This is a genomic window from Actinomadura sp. J1-007, from assembly GCF_009793335.1.
In the GTDB taxonomy this organism is placed as follows: Bacteria; Actinomycetota; Actinomycetes; order Streptosporangiales; family Streptosporangiaceae; genus Spirillospora; species Spirillospora yumaensis.
Map to the genome: position 1 here is coordinate 954,996 of NZ_WING01000001.1, position 21,648 is coordinate 976,643.

17 protein-coding genes and 3 pseudogenes are annotated in these 21,648 nt (G+C 71.6%); 4 read left to right on the forward strand and 16 right to left on the reverse strand.

The window, feature by feature from the left end; all coding sequences use genetic code 11:
- Positions 1-37 precede the first annotated feature (37 nt).
- A complete protein-coding gene (gene rpsB, locus GEV43_RS04300) occupies positions 38-1,006 on the reverse strand; it encodes a 30S ribosomal protein S2 (protein WP_160819568.1) in 969 nt (322 codons plus the stop codon).
- A 319-nt stretch (positions 1,007-1,325) separates the two neighbouring features.
- On the opposite strand from rpsB, the gene GEV43_RS55845 reads away from it, so the two are divergent.
- A complete protein-coding gene (locus GEV43_RS55845; RefSeq protein WP_375539081.1) occupies positions 1,326-2,162 on the forward strand; it encodes a murein hydrolase activator EnvC family protein in 837 nt (278 codons plus the stop codon).
- A 434-nt stretch (positions 2,163-2,596) separates the two neighbouring features.
- On the opposite strand, the gene GEV43_RS04310 is transcribed toward GEV43_RS55845, so the two are convergent.
- Positions 2,597-3,514, reverse strand: a complete 918-nt coding sequence (locus GEV43_RS04310) for a tyrosine recombinase XerC (protein WP_160819570.1) — start codon at positions 3,512-3,514, stop codon at positions 2,597-2,599.
- A 155-nt stretch (positions 3,515-3,669) separates the two neighbouring features.
- Here GEV43_RS04310 and GEV43_RS04315 point away from each other — a divergent pair, with 155 nt between their 5' ends.
- Genes GEV43_RS04315 through dprA form a run of 3 tightly spaced genes read left to right on the forward strand, consistent with a single transcriptional unit; the run spans position 3,670 to position 6,862 of the window.
- On the forward strand, positions 3,670-4,020 hold the full coding sequence (locus GEV43_RS04315; RefSeq protein WP_160819571.1) for a YraN family protein: 351 nt from the start codon (positions 3,670-3,672) through the stop codon (positions 4,018-4,020).
- Position 4,021: 1 nt separating this feature from the next.
- Positions 4,022-5,578 carry a YifB family Mg chelatase-like AAA ATPase gene (locus tag GEV43_RS04320; protein ID WP_160819572.1) on the forward strand — a complete coding sequence of 519 codons (1,557 nt, stop codon included), beginning with the start codon at positions 4,022-4,024 and terminating at the stop codon, positions 5,576-5,578.
- A gap of 54 nt (positions 5,579-5,632) precedes the next feature.
- Positions 5,633-6,862 carry a DNA-processing protein DprA gene (dprA, locus tag GEV43_RS04325; RefSeq protein ID WP_309239444.1) on the forward strand — a complete coding sequence of 410 codons (1,230 nt, stop codon included), beginning with the start codon at positions 5,633-5,635 and terminating at the stop codon, positions 6,860-6,862.
- Here the strand turns inward: dprA and GEV43_RS04330 are convergent, their stop codons facing one another.
- From GEV43_RS04330 to ftsY, 14 genes and pseudogenes are all read right to left on the reverse strand, one after another.
- Entirely contained in the window at positions 6,863-7,177 is a 315-nt protein-coding gene (locus GEV43_RS04330; RefSeq protein WP_160819573.1) for a DUF2469 domain-containing protein, read from the reverse strand. It abuts the gene before it with no gap.
- A complete protein-coding gene (locus GEV43_RS04335; RefSeq protein WP_206681062.1) occupies positions 7,174-7,911 on the reverse strand; it encodes a ribonuclease HII in 738 nt (245 codons plus the stop codon). Before GEV43_RS04335 ends, GEV43_RS04330 begins: the two co-directional genes overlap by 4 nt.
- 1,724 nt (positions 7,912-9,635) lie before the next feature.
- Positions 9,636-10,589, reverse strand: coding sequence for a signal peptidase I (gene lepB / locus GEV43_RS04340; protein WP_309239445.1), 954 nt, complete (start codon positions 10,587-10,589; stop codon positions 9,636-9,638).
- A 171-nt stretch (positions 10,590-10,760) separates the two neighbouring features.
- Complete coding sequence (gene rplS, locus GEV43_RS04345) at positions 10,761-11,111, reverse strand: 50S ribosomal protein L19 (RefSeq protein WP_030164333.1); 351 nt, start codon at positions 11,109-11,111, stop codon at positions 10,761-10,763.
- A 132-nt stretch (positions 11,112-11,243) separates the two neighbouring features.
- Positions 11,244-11,809, reverse strand: a pseudogene (locus GEV43_RS04350) (tRNA (guanine(37)-N(1))-methyltransferase); the annotation flags it as partial.
- Between the two features lie 265 nt (positions 11,810-12,074).
- Positions 12,075-12,296, reverse strand: a pseudogene (locus tag GEV43_RS04355) (tRNA (guanosine(37)-N1)-methyltransferase TrmD); the annotation flags it as partial.
- Positions 12,293-12,814 carry a ribosome maturation factor RimM gene (rimM, locus tag GEV43_RS04360; RefSeq protein ID WP_160819575.1) on the reverse strand — a complete coding sequence of 174 codons (522 nt, stop codon included), beginning with the start codon at positions 12,812-12,814 and terminating at the stop codon, positions 12,293-12,295. The pseudogene GEV43_RS04355 and the gene rimM, both read right to left, overlap by 4 nt.
- A 110-nt stretch (positions 12,815-12,924) precedes the next feature.
- Entirely contained in the window at positions 12,925-13,167 is a 243-nt protein-coding gene (locus GEV43_RS04365) for an RNA-binding protein (protein WP_021598307.1), read from the reverse strand.
- Between the two features lies 1 nt (position 13,168).
- Positions 13,169-13,633, reverse strand: a complete 465-nt coding sequence (gene rpsP / locus GEV43_RS04370) for a 30S ribosomal protein S16 (RefSeq protein WP_160819576.1) — start codon at positions 13,631-13,633, stop codon at positions 13,169-13,171.
- 327 nt (positions 13,634-13,960) lie between these two features.
- A pseudogene (ffh, locus tag GEV43_RS04375) lies at positions 13,961-15,546 on the reverse strand (signal recognition particle protein).
- Positions 15,547-16,010: 464 nt separating this feature from the next.
- Positions 16,011-18,368 (reverse strand): [protein-PII] uridylyltransferase, encoded by a 2,358-nt coding sequence (locus GEV43_RS04380; RefSeq protein ID WP_309239447.1) that lies wholly within the window; start codon positions 18,366-18,368, stop codon positions 16,011-16,013.
- 8 nt (positions 18,369-18,376) lie between these two features.
- Positions 18,377-18,715, reverse strand: coding sequence for a P-II family nitrogen regulator (locus GEV43_RS04385; RefSeq protein WP_160819577.1), 339 nt, complete (start codon positions 18,713-18,715; stop codon positions 18,377-18,379).
- Between the two features lie 2 nt (positions 18,716-18,717).
- On the reverse strand, positions 18,718-20,058 hold the full coding sequence (locus GEV43_RS04390; protein WP_175249977.1) for an ammonium transporter: 1,341 nt from the start codon (positions 20,056-20,058) through the stop codon (positions 18,718-18,720).
- Positions 20,059-20,475: 417 nt separating this feature from the next.
- Complete coding sequence (gene ftsY, locus GEV43_RS04395; RefSeq protein ID WP_160819578.1) at positions 20,476-21,630, reverse strand: signal recognition particle-docking protein FtsY; 1,155 nt, start codon at positions 21,628-21,630, stop codon at positions 20,476-20,478.
- Positions 21,631-21,648: the final 18 nt, after the last annotated feature.

Genomic DNA, 21,648 nt, shown 5'->3' on the forward strand with positions numbered 1-21,648 from the left:
CCGGGCCCCGGACGCGCGCGTCCGGGGCCCCGCGTCGTCAGCTCTGGCTCTCGGCCTCGGCGGGGGCCTCGGCAGCGGCCTCGGTGGCCGGCGCCTCCGCGGCGGGAGCCTCGGCGGCCGGGGTCTCGGCGGCCGGGGCCTCGTCCTTGGCCTCGGCAGCGGCCTCAGCCGCCGGCTCCTCGGTGTCGGCGGCCTTGGCGGTCTCGCCGGACTGCTCCTTGGACTCCAGCAGCTCGCGCTCCCACTCGGCCAGCGGCTCGGCCGCGGTGGCCGCGCCCTCGGCGGGCTTCTCGTCCCCGCCGGAGGCGGCGCCCGCGCGCGCGATCAGACCGTCGGCGACGGCGTCGGCGACCACGCGGGTCAGCAGGCCGACGCTGCGGATCGCGTCGTCGTTGCCCGGGATCGGGTAGTCGACCTCGTCGGGGTCGCAGTTGGTGTCGAGGATCGCGACGACCGGGATGCCCAGCTTCTTCGCCTCGTTGACCGCGATGTGCTCCTTCTTGGTGTCCACGATCCAGATGGCGCTCGGGACCTTCGCCATGTCGCGGATACCGCCGAGGGTGCGCTCCAGCTTGTCCTTCTCGCGGCGCAGGCCGAGCAGCTCCTTCTTGGTCATCCCGGAGCCGGCCACGTCGTCGTAGTTGATCTCCTCCAGCTCCTTGAGCCGGGTGAGCCGCTTGTGGACGGTGGAGAAGTTGGTGAGCATGCCGCCCAGCCAGCGCTGGTTGACGTACGGCATCCCGACCCGGGTGGCCTGCTCGGAAATGGCCTCCTGGGCCTGCTTCTTGGTACCGACGAACAGGATCGTGCCGCCGTGCGCGACCGTCGCCTTGACGAACTCGAAGGCGCGGTCGATGTAGGACAGCGACTGCTGCAGGTCGATGATGTAGATGCCGTTGCGGTCCGTGAGGATGAAGCGCTTCATCTTCGGGTTCCACCGACGGGTCTGGTGGCCGAAGTGGACGCCGCTCTCAAGGAGCTGCCGCATGGTGACGACGGGTGCCATAGCCCGTGTTCTCCTGTCCGGCCCGGTGTACGGGCCACGTCTCGGTTGTCTGCCTGCGCCCGGACACCGGCCCCACCGTCGTTCCCGACGGACCGAGAGGCTGTGCCCCACCGGCGATACGCAGGTGGCTGGCGAGCGCGTGAATTCGGTCGCCCGGGTGAGCCCCCGTGCGACCGTTTCCCAAGTCTACGGGACGTGGGGCCCACACGTGGAATCAACCTGACCAGCCGTGGCGGAGGTTTTCCACAACCTGCGGCATCCCTGGCCCGGAGTGGCCCCGTCCCGCCAGGCTGCGGGCATGACCCTGCTCACACTCCTCATGATCACCGCTGCCCTCGCCCCGTCCGTTCCCGCGCTCCCGGGCGCCGTTCCTTTGTCCACAGGGCGGGCCGCCCACGCGACCGGCCCGCCGCACGTCAGCGGGACATTGCGAACGAGCGAGGCTCCCGGCACGCGCACGGAAATCGGCCCTGCACTTCGTACGCCCATCTCCCTCTCGACCGCGGATCCGCCCTCTGGGAAGTGGCGATGGCCGTTAGAGCCGACGCCTCGGGTCGTACGGGGCTTCTCGCCGCCTGACGTCGCCTGGTTGCCAGGCCATCGAGGGGTGGACCTTGCCGCACGTCCTGGTCAGGCCGTCTACGCCGCTGGACCGGGCCGCGTCTCGTACGCGGGCCGCCTGGCGGGGCGCGGGGTTGTCGCCATCACCCATGGCGTCCTGCGCACCACGTACCTACCCGTCCGCCCCAGCGTCCGCCGCGGGCGTGAGGTCTCCCTAGGAGCACGCATTGGAATCATCGAAGAGGGCCCCTACCACTGCTCCACGCCATGCCTGCATTGGGGACTGCTGCGAGGCAGCGTCTACCTCGACCCGCTCTCCCTGGTGAACGCCCGCGTACGCCTGCTCCCCCACTGGCCTCCCTCCGGACGGAAGCCAGCGGAACGCCCTACACCCACACCCGCGCAACCCCGGAACGAGAACCCTCGAATGGGGCTACGCGACGCGACAACGGCCACCGGCGGCGCCGTGGCGGGCATGGCCCTGGCATTCGCCGTCCTGTACGTCTGGCGCCAGACCCGCGTACGCGCGCGTCGGCGCCTGCCCTCGGGTGTCATCGACCTCTCCCGAGAACGCCGCCTCCGCAGAACACCGTGATCAACAAGGCCCCCCAGGCCGCCGCACTCCACCGACGGCCTGGCGGGGCCCTGTTCGGCCGACCTCGACTGTTCGGCCAACCACACTCGTTCAGTCGAACCGCCCGACTCAGCCCGTCCCGCGCCACTCAGTCAACCCCACGCCGCTCAGCCGATCCCGCGCCACCCAACCAGCCCCACGCGATTCAGTCGGCCCCGCGCCGCTCAACCAGCCCCGCGCCACTCAACCGGCCCCCGCGCCGCTCAGTCAGCCCCGCCCGATTCAGTCGGCCCCGCGCCACTCAGCCAGCCCCGCGCCACCCAGTCGATCCCGCGCCACTCAGCCAGCCCCGCGCCACGCAGCCGGTCACGCACCACTCAATCGGCCCCCCACCACTCAGCCGGTCACGCGGGGTTCAGGCAGTCACGCGCCGTTCGGCCGGTTCCGCGCGCCGTTCAGGCGGTTCCGCGCGGGTGCGCTTGGCGGTGGACCTGCTTGAGGCGTTCTGCGGAGACGTGCGTGTAGAGCTGCGTGGTCTGGAGGGAGGCGTGGCCGAGGATCTCCTGAACGCTGCGCAGGTCCGCCCCGCCTTCGAGCAGGTGCGTGGCCGCGCTGTGGCGCAGGCCGTGGGGGCTGAGGTCGGGCACCCCGCCGACTTCGGCGATGCGTCCGTGGACGATCCGCCGTGCGCTGGTCGGATGCAGACGTCCGCCCCTCGCGCCCAGGAAGAGCGCGGGGCCGCTGCCTTCGTTCGCCAGCGCGGGCCTTCCGGCACGCAACCAGTCTTGAGCGGCACGTAGCGCGGGTTCGCCGACGGGAACGGTTCGTTCGCGCCCGCCCTTTCCCAGGACGCGTACGGTGCGGCGTTCGGTGTCGAGGTCGTCGATATCCAGCCCGCACAGCTCGCTGACTCGTACGCCCGTGCCGTAGAGCACTTCCAGGACGGCGAGGTCACGCAACCCCAGGGGGCCTTGAGTGTCCACCGTGTCCAAGAGGCGGGACGCGTCGTCCTGGGTGAAGACCACGGGCAGATCGCGTTGTGCCTTGGGAGTGCCAAGCAGCGGGCCGGGATCGTTCTGGAGCAGACCCCGCCGGTGCAGATAGGCCGTGAACGCCCGAGCCGCCGCGGTACGGCGCGCCAGGGTCGCGCGCGCTCGTCCCAGAGCGTGCTGCCGCGCCAGCCAGGCGCGAAGAACGCCGATATCGAGTTCCTCGGGTTCGGTCACACCGACCGCGATGGCGTACCCGCACAAATCATCCAGATCTCCTAGATAGGCGCGCAGGGTGTGGGGCGAGACGCCCCTTTCGACGCGGAGATGTTTTCCGAAGGCGGCGATCGCCTCCTTCAGCGGTGCGGCTTCATCGGCGTTCACAGCCGCCACGCTGCGGCAACAGCCGCGCCAAAGCAAGCACCGAAACCCGATTCGTGCCGATTCGTCTGGCCGGGCTCCGTGGTTATCCACAGGGCCGAGTATCGCTTTCGTTGGCCTGGCCGATCCGGCACCGTCGTAGTCCGGAGGTGAGGCGCATGAACGCCAACATCATTCTCGGCCGGCGCGGCGAGGACGCCGCGGCCGCCTATCTGGCCCGGCTCGGCTGGACCGTCCTCGACCGCAACTGGAGGTGCCCCGAGGGGGAGCTCGACATCGTCGCCTACGACGGAACGCGGCACATCGCCTGCGAGGTCAAGACCCGAAGCTCCATCCGTTACGGCGATCCGCTGGAGGCGATCACTCCGTCGAAGGCCGTCCGGTTACGGCGGCTCGCGTGGCGCTGGGCCGAGGCCCACCAGGTGCACACCGAGATGCGCGTCGACGTCCTGTCCCTGCTGTCCGCCGACGACGGCTTCACCGTCGACCACCTGCGGGAGGTGTGCTGAGATGACGCTCGCCAAGACCCGTTCGGTGTCCCTGGTCGGCGTCGACGGCTTCGTCGTCGACGTCGAGGCGGCCATCACCAGCGGCGTGCCGGGCCTCCACCTCGTCGGTCTGCCCGACACCGCGCTCAGCGAGGCCCGCGACCGCGTCAGGGCCGCGGTCTACAACTCCGGCGAAGACTGGCCCAACCGCCACGTCACCGTGTCCCTGTTCCCCGCGAGCCTGCCCAAACGAGGCTCGACCTTCGATGTCGCGATCGCCATCGCGTTGCTCGCCGCGGCCGAAGCCGTTCCTCCGCGCTCCTGCGCGGGCCTGGTCCTCATAGGCGAACTGGGTCTGGACGGTCGCATCCGCGCGATCCCCGGCGTCCTTCCGGCCGTCCTCGCCGCCGCCAACGCCGGCTGCGGCACGGTGGTCGTTCCCCGCGCCAACGCGGCCGAGGCGGCGCTCGTCCCGGGCACGGAGGTGATCTCCGCGAGCACCCTCCGCGGCCTTCTCTGCCTCCTCCGCGACGAGCCGCCTCCGGTGGAGGACGTGGAGGAGGACATGCCCCCACCCGCCCCGTCCGACGGCCTGTCCATACGGCGCCCGGACGGAAAGACCGGGCTCGACCTCGCCGACGTCCGAGGCCAGGCCGAAGCGCGACGAGCCTTGGAGATCAGCGCCGCAGGCGGCCACCACCTGTTCTTCTCCGGCCCGCCGGGCTGCGGCAAGACGATGCTCGCCGAACGCCTCCCCACCCTCCTCCCTCCCCTCGAACCCGACTCCGCCCTGGAGGTCACGGCGATCCATTCCGTGGCGGGCACCCTGCCGCCAGGCCAGCCCCTGATCACCCGTCCGCCGTTCTATGCCCCGCACCACACCGCGACCCGCGCGGCCATGGTCGGCGGTGGCTCGGGCCGCTTCCTACAGCCCGGCGCCGTCTCGCTGGCCCACCGAGGGATTCTCTTCCTGGACGAAGCACCCGAGTTCTTGGGAGGCACCCTCGACGCGCTGCGCCAGCCCCTGGAAGAAGGAGAGGTACGCATATCCCGCGCCGAAGGAACGGCCCGCTTCCCGGCCCGATTCACTCTCGCCCTCGCCGCCAACCCGTGCCCCTGCGCCGCGGCCAAGCAGGTCGACTGCGCCTGCGCCCCCGCCATACGCCGCAAATACCTGACCCGGATCTCCGGCCCGCTCCTCGACCGCATCGACCTCAAACTCGAACTGACCCCGGCCAGCCGCGCCGAACTCCGCTACGACCTCGAATTCGCCGAAGCCAGCGAGATCGTCGCGGAACGCGTCCTCCAGGCCCGCGAACGCACGCTCAAGCGCCTCGCCGACACGCCCTGGCGCTGCAACTCCGAGATCCCGGGCCCGGACCTACGTCGCCGCTTCACCCCTCCGCCCAAGGCGATGCGGGCCGCGGACGACGCACTCCACCGAGGCACCCTCAGCGCCCGCGGCCTCGACCGGGTCCTCCGCGTCGCCTGGACCATCGCCGACCTGTCCGCTCGCGACGAACCGTCCGCCGACGACGTAGGCGGCGCCCTCGCGCTCTGGACCGGCCGACGCCCCTGACCCCGCTCCCGCCAAGACGTCAGCCCACGTTCCAGTACTCCCATGCCGTCCCCGTTGGCAGGCGGCACCACGACCACTCAGGGCGCCCCAAGCCCGCCCCACCTTCACCTGTTGGAGAAGACGATGGACGGAATGACCGACGAGACGATGGCCAGAGCCGCGCTGTGTGCGGCGGCGGAGCCAGGAGAAGCACTCCTCAACCGACTCATCGACCATGTCGGCGCCAGAGAAGCACTGGAGGCCATCCGAACGCAAAGGATCCCCGACGGCCTCGCCGCCTCCAAAGACGAAGAACACCGATTCGAACGTCGACTCCAACGATGGAGCATTCGCTTAGCGGCGGCCGCACCGGAGCAGGACATCCTCGTCTGCGAACGGTTCGGCGGGCGCCTTGTCTGCCCGGGAAACCCGGAGTGGCCTACGACACTGGACGATCTCGGGTCGCAGAGACCGTACGCGCTGTGGCTGCGCGGCCCAGGCGATCTCCGCTACGGCTGCCTGCGTTCGGTGGCCCTCGTCGGCTCCCGCGCGGCCTCCCCCTACGGGCTGCGGGTCTCGGCCGACCTCGCCGCCGATCTGGCCACCCAGGGCTGGACCGTGATCTCCGGCGGCGCTCTAGGGATCGACGCGGCGGCCCACCGGGGTGCGCTGGCGGCGGACGGGCCAACGGTCGCGGTCTTCGCCAACGGCGTCGACGTCCCCTATCCGGCGGCCAACGACGGCCTGTTCGCGGAGATGGCCCGCCGTTCGCTCCTGGTGAGCGAGTCACCGCCGGGCACACAGCCGCAGCGCCTGCGCTTCCTGGTCCGCAACCGGGTGATCGCGGCCCTCTCCCGCGGAACGGTCGTCATCGAGGCCGAGCGGCGCAGCGGCGCCCTGAGTACGGCGACGTGGTCACAGAAGCTCGGCCGCGTCCTGATGGCGGTGCCGGGCCCGGTCGGCGCCCGGACCTCCGTGGGCTGTCACCGCCTGCTCCGCGAGGAGGGCGCGACCCTCGTGACCGGTCCCGAGGAGGTCATCGAAGCGGTCGGCCGCATCGGAGCCGACCTGGCTCCACAACCCGAGACCCCCGTCCTGCCCCGAGACCGCCTGGATCGCGAGACTCTGGCCGTACTGGAGGCCCTGCCCGCCCGGGGCGCGGCCGGTCCCGCGCAGGTCGCAGCGAAAGCCGGGCTCGACCTTCCGACCGCCAACGGCAAACTGGGGCTTCTCGCCGCGGGCGGCTTCCTCGAACGAGCCCCAGGAGGCTGGCGGCTCACTCCCGCCGCGAAGCAGCGCAGATGATCACTGGTCGGCGGGCAGCTCGAAGTCGCTCTTGGCGAGTTCCTCGACGTTGACGTCCTTGAACGTGACGACACGCACGTTCTTGACGAACCTCGCGGGCCGGTACATGTCCCACACCCAGGCGTCCTGCATCGTGACCTCGAAGAAGACCTCTCCGTTCTCCGCGCCGCGCACCTGTAGGTCGACCGAGTTCGTCAGGTAGAACCTGCGCTCGGTCTCCACGACATAGGTGAACAGCCCGACGACGTCCCGATACTCGCGATAGAGCTGCAACTCCATCTCGGTCTCGTACTTCTCGAGATCCTCGGCGCTCACGCTCGTGCCCCTTCCGTCCGGCCGTCGCCGGGCAGCTCCTCCACTGGGAGCTCCCCGGCCTCCTCCCCCAAGGCCACCTCTCCATTGTTACGCAACGCCCGCCCGACATTGACGTAGGAGAACCGATGCTCCGGACACGGACCGTGCTCGGCCAGCGCCGCGGAGTGCGCCTTGGTCACATAGCCCTTGTGCTCGTCGAAGCCGTAGTCCGGGTAGCGCTCATGCGTCTCCACCATGATCCGGTCCCTGGTGACCTTGGCGACGATCGACGCCGCCGCCACGCAGGCGGCCACCTGGTCGCCCTTGATCACCGCGAGCCCCGGCACGTCCAGCCCCGGCACCGGAAACCCGTCGCTCAGCACGTACGCGGGCCTCCGGTCCAGCGCGGCCAGCGCCCGCCGCATTCCCGTGATGTTGCACCGGTGCACGCCGATCCGGTCGATGTCATGGCACGGGATGACCACGGCACTCCAGGCGAACGCCCGTTCGACGATCTCCGCGTACAACTCCTCCCGCCGGGCCGGCGTGAGGAGCTTGGAGTCCGTCAGCCCCTCGATCGTCCCCCGCCCTCCTTGGAGGATCACCGCACCGACCACCAGCGGCCCCGCACAGGCACCCCGCCCGGCCTCGTCGACACCGGCCACCGGGCTGAACCCGCCGTGCTCCAGAGCGCGCTCGTAGGCGCGCATCCCGGCATCCCGGCGCGGCGTGAAGCGAAGTGGACGACCCATCATGCTCCGCAGCGTACGTCGCCAACCCCCAGCAATGCTCCCCGAACTCCCCTTCCCGACCCCCAACCCACCGCCCACATAACCCCGCCCCAACACCCCGAGCCAGCCCTCACCCCCACCACCCCACAGCCCTTGCCCTGACCACCTCCACGAACGGCAGCCACACCCCAAACCACGCGACCACCCGGAACCGCCTACGCCCGCACCTCAAGCGAGCGCACAAGCAAACGCAGGAAACCGAAGCAGAAAGGGAACGCCCCACGCCCGGACCCGTCACCCGAACAGCAGGACCCGCTTGCTCGGAACAAGTGGCCCCCGCCCCATTCCCAACGCCACGCGAACCGGGCCCCTGCGTGGGTGCCGGGACGGCCTGCCGGGCTCATCGGGGCCAGCCAGGACGCACAGCGCATCGCCGCGAACCCGCACGTACGAAGAGGTCTCGAACCACACGTACGAGGAGCCGGTGAAGCCCCTCCACACAGGCTGATTTCCCGTGCCACCTGGACGAACAAGGGCTAGGGCAAATCGAGAGAACAGCACAGGCGGCGCACGGCCAGCACCCCACAAGCTCCGTCTCTCTAACGCCCTCACGCGACTGGCGGGACGACTTGTTGGAGACGACTCAGATCGGCCAAGCCGCGCGGAGCATCGTCGCGAACGCCGACACGTACTGGAGGTGAAGTCCACCTACACATACTTGACGTCCGTGCCCATCTTGGCGAACACGCGTTCCGGCAAGCCGAGAGAACGGCACAGCGGCGCACAGCCAGGTCCTCGCCGCCCCCGTCTTTCTAACGCCCTCGCGCGGATGACGGAACGGGCTGTCCGCGACGCGGGCTAGAGCGGCCGTCCTCTCGCGCGAGCGGCGGGGACGGCCTGTTCGACGCGTCCTGGACCGGCCATCCCTCGCGCGAATGCGGGACGCTCTGGCCGGCGTGGCCTGGACCGGCCGTCCCCTGCGCGGATGGCGGAACGACTGGCCGACGACCAGGAACGGCCATCCCCTCGCACGAGCGGCGGGACAGTCTGTCCGACGCGGCCTGAACCGGCCGTCCCCCGGCACGCCGTGGCATGGTGGCCTGTTTGACGCCGCTTAGGGCGGCCGTCCTCCGTGCGGGTGGCGGGATGGCCTGGTGAGGCGGGCTGGACTGGGCGTGTGCTCGCGTGGGTGGCGGGGCGGGCTGGACTGGGCGTGTGCTCGCGTGGGTGGCGGGGCGGCCTGATTGACGCCGCCTGGAGCGGCCGTCCCTCCATGCAGGTGGCGGGACGGCCTGGTGAGGCGGGCTTGGCTGGGTGTGTGCTCGCGTGAGTGCGGGGTGGCCTGTTTGATGCCGCCTGGAGCGGCCGTCCTCCGTGCGGGCGGGTGGCAGGACGGCCTGGTGAGGCGCACTGGACCGGCCGTCCCCTCGCGCGGGTAGCGGGGCGGCCTGATTGACGCCGCCTGGAGCGGCCGTCCCTCCATGCAGGTGGCGGGACGGCCTGGAGAGGCTGGCTCGGCCGGGCGTGTGCTCGCGTGAAGGGCCGGGCCGTCTGTGTGGGCAGGCGAGACCGGGAGCCCCTCACATGGGTGAAAGACCAGAAGCCGCTCATCCGGTGAAGGAGTGGTCTGGGTCAGGCGGCTAGTAGAGCGGGACAAAGGTGGTGGTGGGTATGCCGCGGTTACCGCCGGGATGGGCGGTAGGCGGTAGACGGTGGGTGTGCGGCGGTGGCCGGCGGGGCCGGGCGAGTCAGCGGCGTAGGCGCAGGCGGAGGCGGCGTTGGAAGTAGGTGAGCGGGATCGCGCCTATCAGGCCCAAGGTGAGCGGGGCCGCTGGGGCGAACGCGGCGGCGGCGTGCAGGGCGGGCTGCTTGAACGTGCCCGGGATCGGCAGTGTGTCGATCCGGTTGAGCGGCCACACGATGACGAACGCGCGGCCGATGACGCGGTTCGTCGGGATGGTGCCGCCGCCCGGGTCGCCCCGGTGGGAGCGGGAGTCGTACGACAGTTCGCGGTGGTCGCCCATGACCCAGAGCTGGCCGGGCTTGACGGTGGCGTCGAACGCCTCGTTGGACGGCTTGTTCTGCTCGTGCGTCACGGGCTCGGTGAACAGGTAGGACTTCTCCTCGAGCGGGACGCCGTTGACGGTGACGCGGCCCTTCGCGTCGCAGCACTTGACGTGGTCGCCGGGGATGCCGATGACCCGCTTGATGTAGTCCTTCTCGTTGGGCGCGACGCCGAAGGCGCTGCCGATGGCGCGCAGGACCTTCGACACCGGGTTGCCGGGCTCCTTGACCTGCATCTCGGGGTCCCAGGAGTCCAGGCCGTTGAAGACGACGATGTCGCCGCGCGCGATGTCGCGGGTGTGGTAGACGATCTTGTTGACGAGGACACGGTCGCCGACCTGGAGCGTGTTCTCCATCGACCCGGAGGGGATGTAGAACGCCTGCACGGCGAACGCCTTGATCACCAGGGCGAGCACGAGCGCGACGCCGATGAGGATCGGCAGCTCTTTCCAGAAGGAGCCGGGCTTCTTCTTTTTCTTCCGGCCGGTCTCCTCGTCGGCGGACTCGTCCTGGTCGGAGTCCTTCTGCTCGGAGTCCTTGGGAGCCGAGTCGTCGTCGGAGGGGGTGTCGGCCGTCTCCTCACCGGAGGTCACGGTCTGCTTATCTTCGGGCACCGCGCCCTCGGCTTCGGATCGCACGTCTCTCCGATCGTCCTCGTCAGTCATCAGAGCGAAAGCCTATCGGCGCTACGGCCCCGGCACCTCGTGCATGGGCGTGTCGTCAAAGTGCCCGGCGGACGGAACCATCCGAAACGGGCAACGCCCCGGTCACCTTGCAGGGTTCCCGGGGCGCCGTGCGAGCCGGACGGCTCAGAAGTCGCGCTTCTCCTTGATGCGCGCGGCCTTGCCGCGCAGGTTGCGCAGGTAGTACAGCTTGGCCCGGCGAACGTCACCGCGGGTGACGACTTCGATCTTCTCGATCGACGGGCTGTTGAGCGGGAAGGTCCGCTCGACGCCGACGCTGTAGCTGACCTTGCGGACGGTGAACGTCTCGCGGGCGCCGCCGCCCTGCCGCCGGATCACCACGCCCTGGAAGACCTGGATCCGGCTCCGGTTGCCTTCGGTGACGCGGACGTGCACCTTGAGCGTGTCACCCGGACGGAAGTCCGGCACGTCGGCGCGCATCGCGGCCTTCTCGATCTCCTGGATCAGGGTGTGCATCGCAGCGGTTCCTCATGGGTCGAACGCGGACATCGAGAGGCCCCGGTGGTGCTGGTCATGGGGCGTCGCGCCGCGCGAAGTGGATCTTCTTGGGAAGTCATCGTGCCGCGCGATCGAACGCACGGCGACGCTCTAGTGTGCCATATCTTCGCCGTCAACCGGAAAACCGGCTTCGGCGAGCACTTTCCGATCATGTGCGTCGAGAGCGGACGGATCCAGGCGAGCGAGCAGTTCGGGACGGTTGCGGGCGGTGCGCCGCAACGCCTCGTCCCGCCGCCAGCGGGCGATCGCGCCGTGATGCCCCGACAGCAGAACGTCCGGGATGCCCCGATCACGCCAGACCGGAGGCTTGGTGTAGACGGGCCCCTCCAGCAGCGATTCCATCGCCCCGGGGGCGAACGAGTCGTCGGCGACCGAGTCGGCGTTGCCGAGCACCCCGGGAGCAGCCGCCCGACCGCCTCGATCATGACCAGCGCGGCGACCTCTCCGCCGGCGAGCACGAAGTCGCCGAGGCTGACCTCGTCCACCCGCATCCGGGTGCGCGCCTCCTCGACGACTCGCGAGTCGATCCCCTCGTACCGTCCGCAAGCGAACACCAGCCACGGCTCCGACGCGTACTCCGCCGCAAGCGCCTGGGTGAACGGCCGCCCGCTCGGAGTCGGGACGATCAGCCGCGGCGCTCCCCCGCCACCAGCCGCCCGGTCCCCGCCCCCGCATCGCCGCCGGCAATGCCACTGGCAGTGATGTCGGCAGCGGCAGCGGCGTGTGCCGGCGGCTCGGGAGCCTGAGCGGAGGATGGGCCGGGAGCCTGATCAGAGGCCGAGGCGGGAGCCTGGGCGGAGGATGGGTCGGGAGCTTGATCGGGGCCGAGGCGGGAGCCTGGGTGGGCGCCGGGACGGGGTTCTGGTCGGAAGGGGTGGCGGGAGGCTGGGGGGAGGATGGGGCGGGGGTGTGGGGCAAGGGGGCGATGGTGTCCAGGGCCTCGCCCCACGGGCCGGGCTTCATGACCATGCCGGGGCCGCCGCCGTACGGGGTGTCGTCGACGGTGCGGTGCCGGTCGTGGGTCCATCGCCGCAGGTCGTGGACGTCGACGGTGAGCAGGCCGTTGCGGCGGGCCTTGCCGAGGAGGGAGACGTCCAGCGGAGCGAAGTACTCCGGGAAGATCGTGATGATATCGATTCTCACGGCTCGGTGTCGTCCAGCAGGCCGGGGGGCGGATCGAGGACGAGGCGTCCCCCGGGAACGTCCACCTCGGGGACGAGCGCGGCGACGAACGGCACGAGGGCCTCGCCGCCTCCGGTGCGGCGCACGACCAGGAGGTCCTGGCCGTGGTGCCGGATCTCGGCGACCGTGCCGATCTCGTCGCCCGCGGTCGTGACCACGGCGAGCCCGACGAGTTCCTGGTCGTGGAAGTCGTCGGGATCGCCGGACGAGGGGATGTCGTCAGGATCGACGACGAGCCACGTGCCGCGCAGGGCGTCGGCGGCGTCGCGGTCGCCGATCCCGGCGAAGCGCACGAGCAGGCGTCCCGAATGCCAGCGGGCGCGCTCGACGGTGAGCGGGCCGGCGGCCGCGGGGTCGGTGGCGAGTTGGGCGCCCGCCGCGAAGCGGGCGTCCGGATCGTCCGTACGGACGTCGATCGTGTTCTCGCCACGGATCCCGTGCGGCCGACCGATCCGGCCCACCACGAGCGGCTCGCTCATCGGGCCCGCTCCGACCGCCGGTCGGTGCGACCGGCGCGGGTCCGCGCGTACCGGAGGTCGCCGGTGGCGCCTCCGGAGGCTCCCCGGCACGTCTCATGCCGGAGGGACACTCAGCGGACCTCGTTGACGTCGAGCAGGTCCACGCGCACGTAGCGTCCTCCGGAGAGGGCGCTGATCACCGTGCGCAGGGCCTTGGCGGTACGACCGCTTCGGCCGATGACCTTGCCCAGGTCCTCGGGGTGCACGCGCACCTCCAGGACCCGGCCGCCCCTGATCCGGCGGGCGCGAACCCGGACGTCGTCCGGGTTCTCGACGATCCCGCGGACCAGGTGCTCGAGCGCTTCTTCGAGCACGTCAGCCCTCGCTCTTGACTTCGGTTGTCTCGGCGGCCTTGGCCTCGTTGTCCTTGGCCTCGGTCTTCTTCGGCTCGGCCTTCTTCTTGCCGCGGGCGGCGGTGGACTCGCCCGCGTCGTCGCCCAGCGACTCCTTGACGGCGGCCTCGAAGACGGCCTTCTTGTCGGGCTTCGGCTCGGCGACCTTGAGGGTGCCCTCGGCGCCCGGCTCGCCCTTGAACTTCTGCCAGTCACCGGTGATCTTCAGCAGGTTGAGCACGGGCTCGGTCGGCTGCGCGCCGACGCCCAGCCAGTACTGCGCGCGCTCGGAGTCGATCTTGATGAGCGACGGCTCCTGCTTGGGCTGGTAGAGCCCGATCTCCTCGATGGCCCGACCGTCACGCTTGGTGCGGGCATCGGCGACGACGATCCGGTACTGCGGGTTCCGGATCTTCCCCAGACGCTTGAGCTTGATCTTGACTGCCACGGGTGTGGTGTTCTCCAGACTTCGTACAGGGTGAGCAGGCCGTACCCAGGTGGGGAACACCGGTGACCCGGCCGCTCGATGGACTCCGGCCGCACAGGACGAGAGAGGGCGCCTGGCGATTCCGGGGTTTCCAGCCTGCCATTCTGCCAGACGATCGCGAGAAAAGCGCAATCGTGGGATGACACGCGCCCATTTCTCTCCGTGACCGCCCAGTCAGCCTCCGTCGCGACGCCCTTGCCGTACGTGCCGCCGAGGTCGCCGCGCCTTCGGCACTCGGCGTGTCGCAGGTCGCCGGGGCCCACGGCGCGGCGGGCCCCGGACGGCGGGTCACTTCTTCTTGCGGCCTTGGAGCTTGCCGAGGTCGGGCATCTGGAAGCCGGGCGGGAGCTGGCCGCCCAGGCCCGGGGGCAGGGCGCCGGGGCCGCCGCCGGGACCGCCGAGGCCGGGCGGAAGGCCCTGGGGGGCGCTCTCCTGGGCCGCGGCGGGCTGCTCGGCGCTGTTCTTGCCGGCGGCGCGCTTGCGCGGGTCGCCGCTGCGCTGCTTGCCCTTCTTCTTGGTCGCCTTCGCGGCCTGCTTGGCCTTGCGGCGGCCCGGCATGCCCGGAATGCCCATGCCGCCCGCCATCTGGCGGACCATCTTCTGGGCGTCGAAGAACCGGGTGACGAGGCTGTTGACCTCGCCGACGGTGACGCCGGAGCCCTTGGCGATGCGGGCGCGGCGGGAACCGTTGATGATCTTGGGGTTGGAGCGCTCGCCGGGGGTCATCGAGCGGATGATCGCGGCGACCCGGTCGAGGTCCTTGTCGTCGATCTGGCTGACCTGGTCGCGGACCTGCCCCATGCCCGGCATCATGCCGAGCAGGTTGCCGATCGGGCCGAGCTTGCGGATCATCATCATCTGCTCGAGGAAGTCCTCGAGCGTGAAGTCCTCGCCCGACGCGAACTTGGTGGTCATCTTCTCGGCCTGGGCGGCGTCGAACGCCTGCTCGGCCTGCTCGATCAGGGTGAGGATGTCGCCCATGTCGAGGATGCGCCCGGCCATCCGGTCGGGGTGGAAGACGCTGAAGTCCTCCAGCTTCTCGCCCGTGGACGCGAACATGATCGGGCGGCCGGTGATGTGCCGGACCGAGAGCGCGGCGCCGCCCGGGCGTCGCCGTCGAGCTTGGTGAGGACGACCCCGTCGAAGCCGACTCCGTCCATGAACGCCTGGGCGGTGTTGACCGCGTCCTGGCCGACCATGGCGTCCACGACGAACAGGACCTCGTCGGGGCGGACGGCGTCGCGGATGTCGATCGCCTGCTGCATCATCTCGGCGTCGATGCCGAGGCGGCCGGCGGTGTCGATGACGACGACGTCGTGCTGGGCGTGCTTGGCCTGGTCGATGGACCGGCGCGCGACGTCCACCGGGTCGCCGACGCCGCTGCCCGGCTCGGGCGCGAAGACCGGCACCGAGGCGCGCTCGCCGACGACCTGGAGCTGCTGGACGGCGTTCGGACGCTGGAGGTCGGCGGCGACGAGCAGCGGCGCGTGGCCCTCGGACTTCAGCCACCGGGCCAGCTTGCCCGCCAGGGTCGTCTTGCCCGCGCCCTGGAGGCCCGCGAGCATGATCACGGTGGGCGGGTTCTTGGCGAACCTGATCCGGCGGGTCTCGCCGCCGAGGATGTTGATGAGCTCCTCGTTGACGATCTTGACGACCTGCTGGGCCGGGTTGAGCGCCTGGGAGACCTCCGATCCCCGTGCCCGTTCCTTGATCTGGGCGATGAAGTCCTTGACCACGGGCAGCGCCACGTCGGCCTCAAGGAGCGCGACACGGATCTCGCGGGCCGTCGCGTTGATGTCGGCCTCGGAGAGCCGGCCCTTGCTGCGCAACGACGAGAAGACCGTCGTCAACCGGTCGGAGAGCGTCTCGAACACGTGTCTGGACCGTCCTTGGAAAGCTTCTGGGATCGCCTATCAGACTATCGGGTCGGGGGCCGAGCCCCGCCCGCCCGAACGCACCGTTCTCAGGCCGCCCGCCGCCGGCTCGCAACGCGACGATCGCACAGCGACCGTCGCACGGCGATCGCACAGTCGTCCAGCGGTCGTCGCACGGTCGTCTCGCGGCCGTCTCGCGGGAATCACTCGGCGGGCGCAGGGCGGACGCACGGGGGCGCAGCAGTCCCTCGGTCATCGCCCGGCGGTCGCATGGGTGGCGCACGGCGGACGCACGGGGGCGCAGGCGGTCCGCACGGTGGTCGAACGGCGGGCGCACGGCGGGCGTACGGGGCGTTCTGTTGTGGCGGGCGAGTCCGTGCCCGTGGGCGTTCCGTTGGGGCGGGCGAGCCGCGCCCGTGGGTGTTCTGTTGTGGTGGGCGAGGTGGGGGTGATGTGTTTCGGGGTTACTGGAGGGCGGCGAGGACCTGGGTTCGGACGGCGGAGAGGGCGGCGGGGTCGGTGAGGGGGCGGCCTTCGCCGTCCACGACGTAGAAGACGTCGACGGCCTCGGCGCCCAGGGTGTCGACCTGGGCCGCGCGGACCTGGAGGCCGCACGAGCCGAGCGCCTGGCCGACCCGCCACAGCAGGCCGGGGCGGTCGTGGGCCCGCACCTCGACGACCGTCGCCGTGCTGGACGCGTCGTCGACGATCGTCACCCGAGGCGGCGGAACGGTCACGCCGCGCCGTACCCGCATGGAGCGGGCGCGCCGTTCGAGCCGTTCGGCGACGTCGAGGCGGTCGGCGAGCATCCGGCGCAGATCGGCTTCGAGGGCGGCCGGGTCCGGCGGCGTCCCGTACTCCGGAACGGCGGTGAAGTCGAGCACGGCCGTCCCCCCGGAGCCGTTCGATCGCCGCCTGGACTCATCGCCGCGCGCGTCCGGCGGGGTGGTGGGGGCTGAGATCGTCCGGGCGGTGCGGACGGCCAGGCGGTGGAGGGCCAGGACGCCGGCGGCGCGCCAGAGGAGGCCGGGGCGGTCGGGGGCGGCGATGGTGACGCGGGAGCCGGTGACGCGGACGGAGCCTCCGTCGTGGCGGGCCAGGGCGAGCTGTTCGGGCGCGAGGGCGGGGGCTGGCGGGGGTGTGCCGCCGGAGAGGGCGGCGGTGGCCCGGCGGGCGAGTTCGGCGACGAGGCGGGCCTTCCAGGCGCCCCAGGCCGCGGGGCCGGTGGCCTGGCCGTCGGCGACGGCGAGGGCGGCGAGCAGTTCGATGATCTCGTGCTCGCGGCCGGGGACGGCGGCGACGGCGTCCGTGACCGAGCGGACGGTCTTCGGGTCGTCGATGTCGCGGCGGGTGGCGGTCTCGGGGAGCAGGAGGTGGTGGCGGACGACGGCCTCCAGGACGCGGACGTCGTCGGGGGCGAAGCCGAGCCGGGCGCCGAGGTCGCGGGCGACGACGGCGCCGCCGACGGAGTGGTCGCCCGGCCAGCCCTTGCCGATGTCGTGCAGGAGCGCGCCGACGAGCAGGAGGTCGGGGCGGGCGACCTCGCGGGTGAGGGCGGCGGCTCCGGCGGCGCACTCGACGAGATGGCGGTCCACGGTGAAGCGGTGGACGGGGTTGCGCTGTGGCCGGTTCCGGACGCGTTCCCAGTCGGGGAGCAGCCGGACGATCATCCCGGCCTGGTCGAGGGCCTCCCAGACGCCGATCGCGGCGGGGCCCGCGCCGAGCAGGGAGACCAGCGCATCGCGGGCCGGGGCGGGCCACGGTTCGGACGGGAGGGCGGCCCGTTCGGCGAGGCGGTCGAGGGTGGCGGGCGCGAGGGGCAGGCCCGCCTGCGCCGCCGCGGCGGCGACCCGCAGGACGAGGGCCGGGTCGTCGAGGTCGGCGTTGCGGGCGAGGACGACCTCGCCCTCGTGCTCGACCGCGCCGTCGCCGACCGGGCTGCGCTCGACGCCGCGGGGGCGCGCGGCCGAGCGCGGGCGGCGGGGCGCGGAGAACCGTTCGGCGCGCCGCCACAGGTTGTCGCCCGCGTACGCGATGGCGCGCGCGGCCTCGGTGACCGCGCGCTGGAGGACGCCCGCGTCCAGCATCCCGAGGGCCTTCGCGACGGCGTCCTGCTCCTGGAGGACGAGCCTGTCGGACGAACGGCCCGTGACGTCGTGCAGCGCGTGCCGTACGTCGAGCAGCAGGTCGTGGGCGCCGCGGACCCGGGCGTCGGGGGCGGACGCGACCCAGGAGGCGGCGACGGCCTGCATGACGTGCACGTCGCGGAGGCCGCCGCGGGCCTCCTTGAGGTCGGGTTCGAGGAGGAACGCCAGCTCGCCCTGCGCGTCCCAGCGCGCCCGGCTCAGTTCGGCCAGCTCGGCGAGCCGGACGCGGGCGTCGGCGCGCCAGTCGGCGAGGACGGCGGCGCGCAGCTCGTCCACGAGGGCGCGGTCGCCGCAGACGCGGCGCGCCGACAGCAGGCCGAGCGCGGCCTTGAGGTCGCCGCGCGCCACGGTCCGCGCCTCGTTGACGGTGCGGACGGAGTGGTCGAGCCGCGTCCCCGAGTCCCAGACCGGGTACCAGACGCGGTCGGCGAGTTCGGCGACGTCGGCCCGGCCGCGGTGCAGCAGGACGAGGTCGAGGTCGCCGCCGGGGGTCAGCTCGCGGCGGGCGTGGCTGCCGACGGCGGCCAGCGCGATGTCCGGACGGGACGGGAGGAGGGCGGCCAGCCAGGCGTCGAGGGCGGTGGCGCGGTCGGCCCGCGCGGCTCTGAGGGCCGCGCGGGCCGCTCCGGCGGCTCCGGCCGGGGCGGGTCCGGCCGTCTCGCGGGCGAGGGCCACTGCGCTCCCTACAGGGCTTCCGGGCCGGTCTCGCCGGTCCGGACGCGGACGACGGAGTCGACCGGGACCGCCCAGACCTTCCCGTCGCCGATCTTGTCGGTGCGGGCGGCCTTGACGATGACGTCGATGATGTCGTCGGCGTCCTCGGCCTCGACCAGCACCTCGACCCGCAGCTTCGGCACGAGGTCGACCTTGTACTCCGCGCCCCGGTAGACCTCGGTGTGGCCCTTCTGCCGGCCGTACCCGCTGGCCTCGCTGACGGTCAGGCCCTTGACCCCGAACGCCTCCAGGGCCGCCTTGACCTCGTCCAGCTTGAACGGCTTGATGACCGCCGTGATCAGCTTCATCGCTACGCCTCCACCTTCTTAGCGGCGCCGTCGGAGACGGGCGCGGGTGCCGGACGGGCGACGGACGCGCCGCCGCCGGCGTGCACCGTACCGAAGTCGTACGCGGTCTCGGCGTGGGCGGTGCCGTCGATCCCGGCGATCTCGTCCTCCTCGCTGATCCGGAAGCCCATCACCAGGTCGATGGCCTTGGCGATGGCGAACGTCACGACGAACGAGTAGACGAGGGTCGAGGCGACCGCGACGGCCTGCTTGCCGAGCAGCCCGAACCCGCCTCCGGCGAGGAGGCCGTCGGCGCCCGCGTCGTTCACGGCGGTGGTGGCGAGGACGCCGATCAGCAGCGCGCCGACGATGCCGCCGACCATGTGGACGCCGACGACGTCGAGCGAGTCGTCGAAGCCGAGCCGGTACTTCAGGCCGACCGCGAACGCGCAGACCGCGCCGGCGACCAGGCCGAGGGCGATCGCGCCGAGCGGGGTGACGAACGCGCAGGCCGGGGTGACCGCGACCAGGCCGGCGACGACGCCGGACGCGATGCCGAGGGTGGTGGAGCTGCCGTCGCGGAGCTTCTCGACGATGATCCAGGAGAACGCGGCGGCGCAGGTGGCGACCAGGGTGTTGATGAACGCGACCGCGGCCGTCGAGCCCGCCGACAGCGCCGACCCGGCGTTGAACCCGAACCAGCCGAACCACAGCAGGCCCGCGCCGAGCAGCACGAACGGCAGGTTGTGGGGCCGCATCGGGTCCTTCGGCCAGCCCTTGCGCTTGCCGAGCACGAGGACCACCGCGAGGGCCGCGACGCCGGCGTTGATGTGCACGACGGTCCCGCCCGCGAAGTCGAGGGCGCCCAGATCGAAGATCCACCCCGACTTCCCGTTCTCCTGCCCGTCGGACCACCAGACCCAGTGGGCGATCGGCAGGTACACCAGCGTCACCCAGACGACGGTGAAGACGACCCAGGCGCCGAACTTGGCGCGGTCGGCCACGGCGCCGCTGATGAGCGCGACGGTGATGATGGCGAACGTCGCCTGGAACGCGACGAAGACGAGCTGCGGGATCCCCGTCCCGTCCTCGGTCGTCGCGACCTTCTCCAGGCCGACCAGCCCCCAGTCGCCGAGCCCGCCGATGAACGAGCTGAGCCCGCCGCCGGTGAACGCGAGGGAGTAGCCGTAGACGACCCAGAGCATGCCCACCACGGCGATGCTGACGAAGCTCATCATCATCATGTTGAGCACGCTCTTGGCCCGGCTCATGCCTCCGTAGAAGAAGGCCAGGCCCGGCGTCATGAGCAGGACGAGCGCGGTGCTCGCCAGCATCCAGGCGGTACTACCGCTGTCGATCTTCATCTCGGGAAGGGTCCCTCCTCGCCAGGGAACGTGACTGCTCAGAGACTCGAACGCGGCGGTTTCACCTGAAAGGCCCTTGCGTTTCCGGAGTGTGAAACCCGGCCGGGCTGTGTTTCGGAGATGTTTCGGAAGCCTCACTTCCCTATTCTTCGGACAATTTGGGCGTCCCATAGCGGCTTTACGTTTCCGTTGACACGAATTTCACAACGAAAACAGAACGCCCCGCGCGCATCGGACGGATGCGCGCGGGGCGTTCCCGCGTTACGGAGGCGGGCCGTTCCCGCCGTGCGGAGGCGGGCCGTTCCCGCCGTGCGGGGCGAGGCGTTCCCGCAGTGCGTGGGCGGGGTGGTCTCGCCGTGCGGAGGCGAGGCGTTCCCGCAGTGCGAGGGCGGGGGTCCCGCGGGGTGAGGGCGGCGGTCAGTCTCCGAGGATGGCGTCCACGAACGCCTCGGGCTCGAACGGCGCCAGGTCGTCGGGGCCCTCGCCGAGGCCGACGAGCTTGACCGGGACGCCGAGCTCGCGCTGGACCTGGACGACGATGCCGCCCTTGGCGGTGCCGTCGAGCTTGGTCAGCACGACGCCGGTGATGTTGACGACCTCGGCGAACACGCGGGCCTGCTGCATGCCGTTCTGCCCGGTGGTGGCGTCGAGGACGAGCAGCACCTCGTCGACCTCGGCCTGCTTCTCGACCACCCGCTTGACCTTGCCGAGCTCGTCCATCAGGCCGGTCTTGGTGTGCAGCCGGCCCGCGGTGTCGACGATCACGGTGTCGACCTTGCTGTCGATGCCGCGCTTGACCGCGTCGAACGCCACGCTGGCGGGGTCGGCGCCCTCGTCCTTGCGGACGACCTGCGCCCCGACCCGGGTTCCCCAGGTCTCCAGCTGGTCGGCGGCGGCGGCGCGGAAGGTGTCGGCGGCGCCGAGCAGCACGCTGCGCCCGTCGCCGACGAGGACGCGGCCGAGCTTGCCGCAGGTGGTGGTCTTGCCGGTGCCGTTGACCCCCACCACCATGATCACCGAGGGGTGGCCGCCGTGCGGCTCGGTGCGCAGCGAGCGGTCCAGGTCGGGGCCGATCTGCTTGACCAGCTCCTCCTTGAGCATCGCGCGCACCTCGTCCGGGCTGCGGGTGCCGAGCACCTGGACCCGGGTGCGCAGGTCGTCGGTGATCTGCCGGGCCACCGCCGCGCCCATGTCGGCGGTGATCAGCGTGTCCTCGATCTCCTCCCAGGCGTCGTCGTCGAGCGTGTCGCGCGACAGCAGGCCGAGGAGGGTCTTGCCGAACGCGCCCTGCGAGCGGGCGAGGCGGGCCCGCAGCCGGACGAGGCGGCCGGCGCCGGGCGGCGGCTTCTCGATCTCCGGTTCGGGCGGCACCACCGGCGTCGGCGGGGCCCGTTCGATGGTCGGAGCCGCCTGGTCCTCGTCGACGACGGCGGTGCCGGCGGCCGGGGCGGTCTCGTCGGGACGCTCGGCGGGTTCGACGGGCGGGCGGCGCCGCCCGGGCCGCAGGAACATCACGCCGCCCACGATCAGGGCGAGCACGACCAGTGCGGCGATGAGGATCAGATATTCCATAGCGACCCCAGTTTTCCA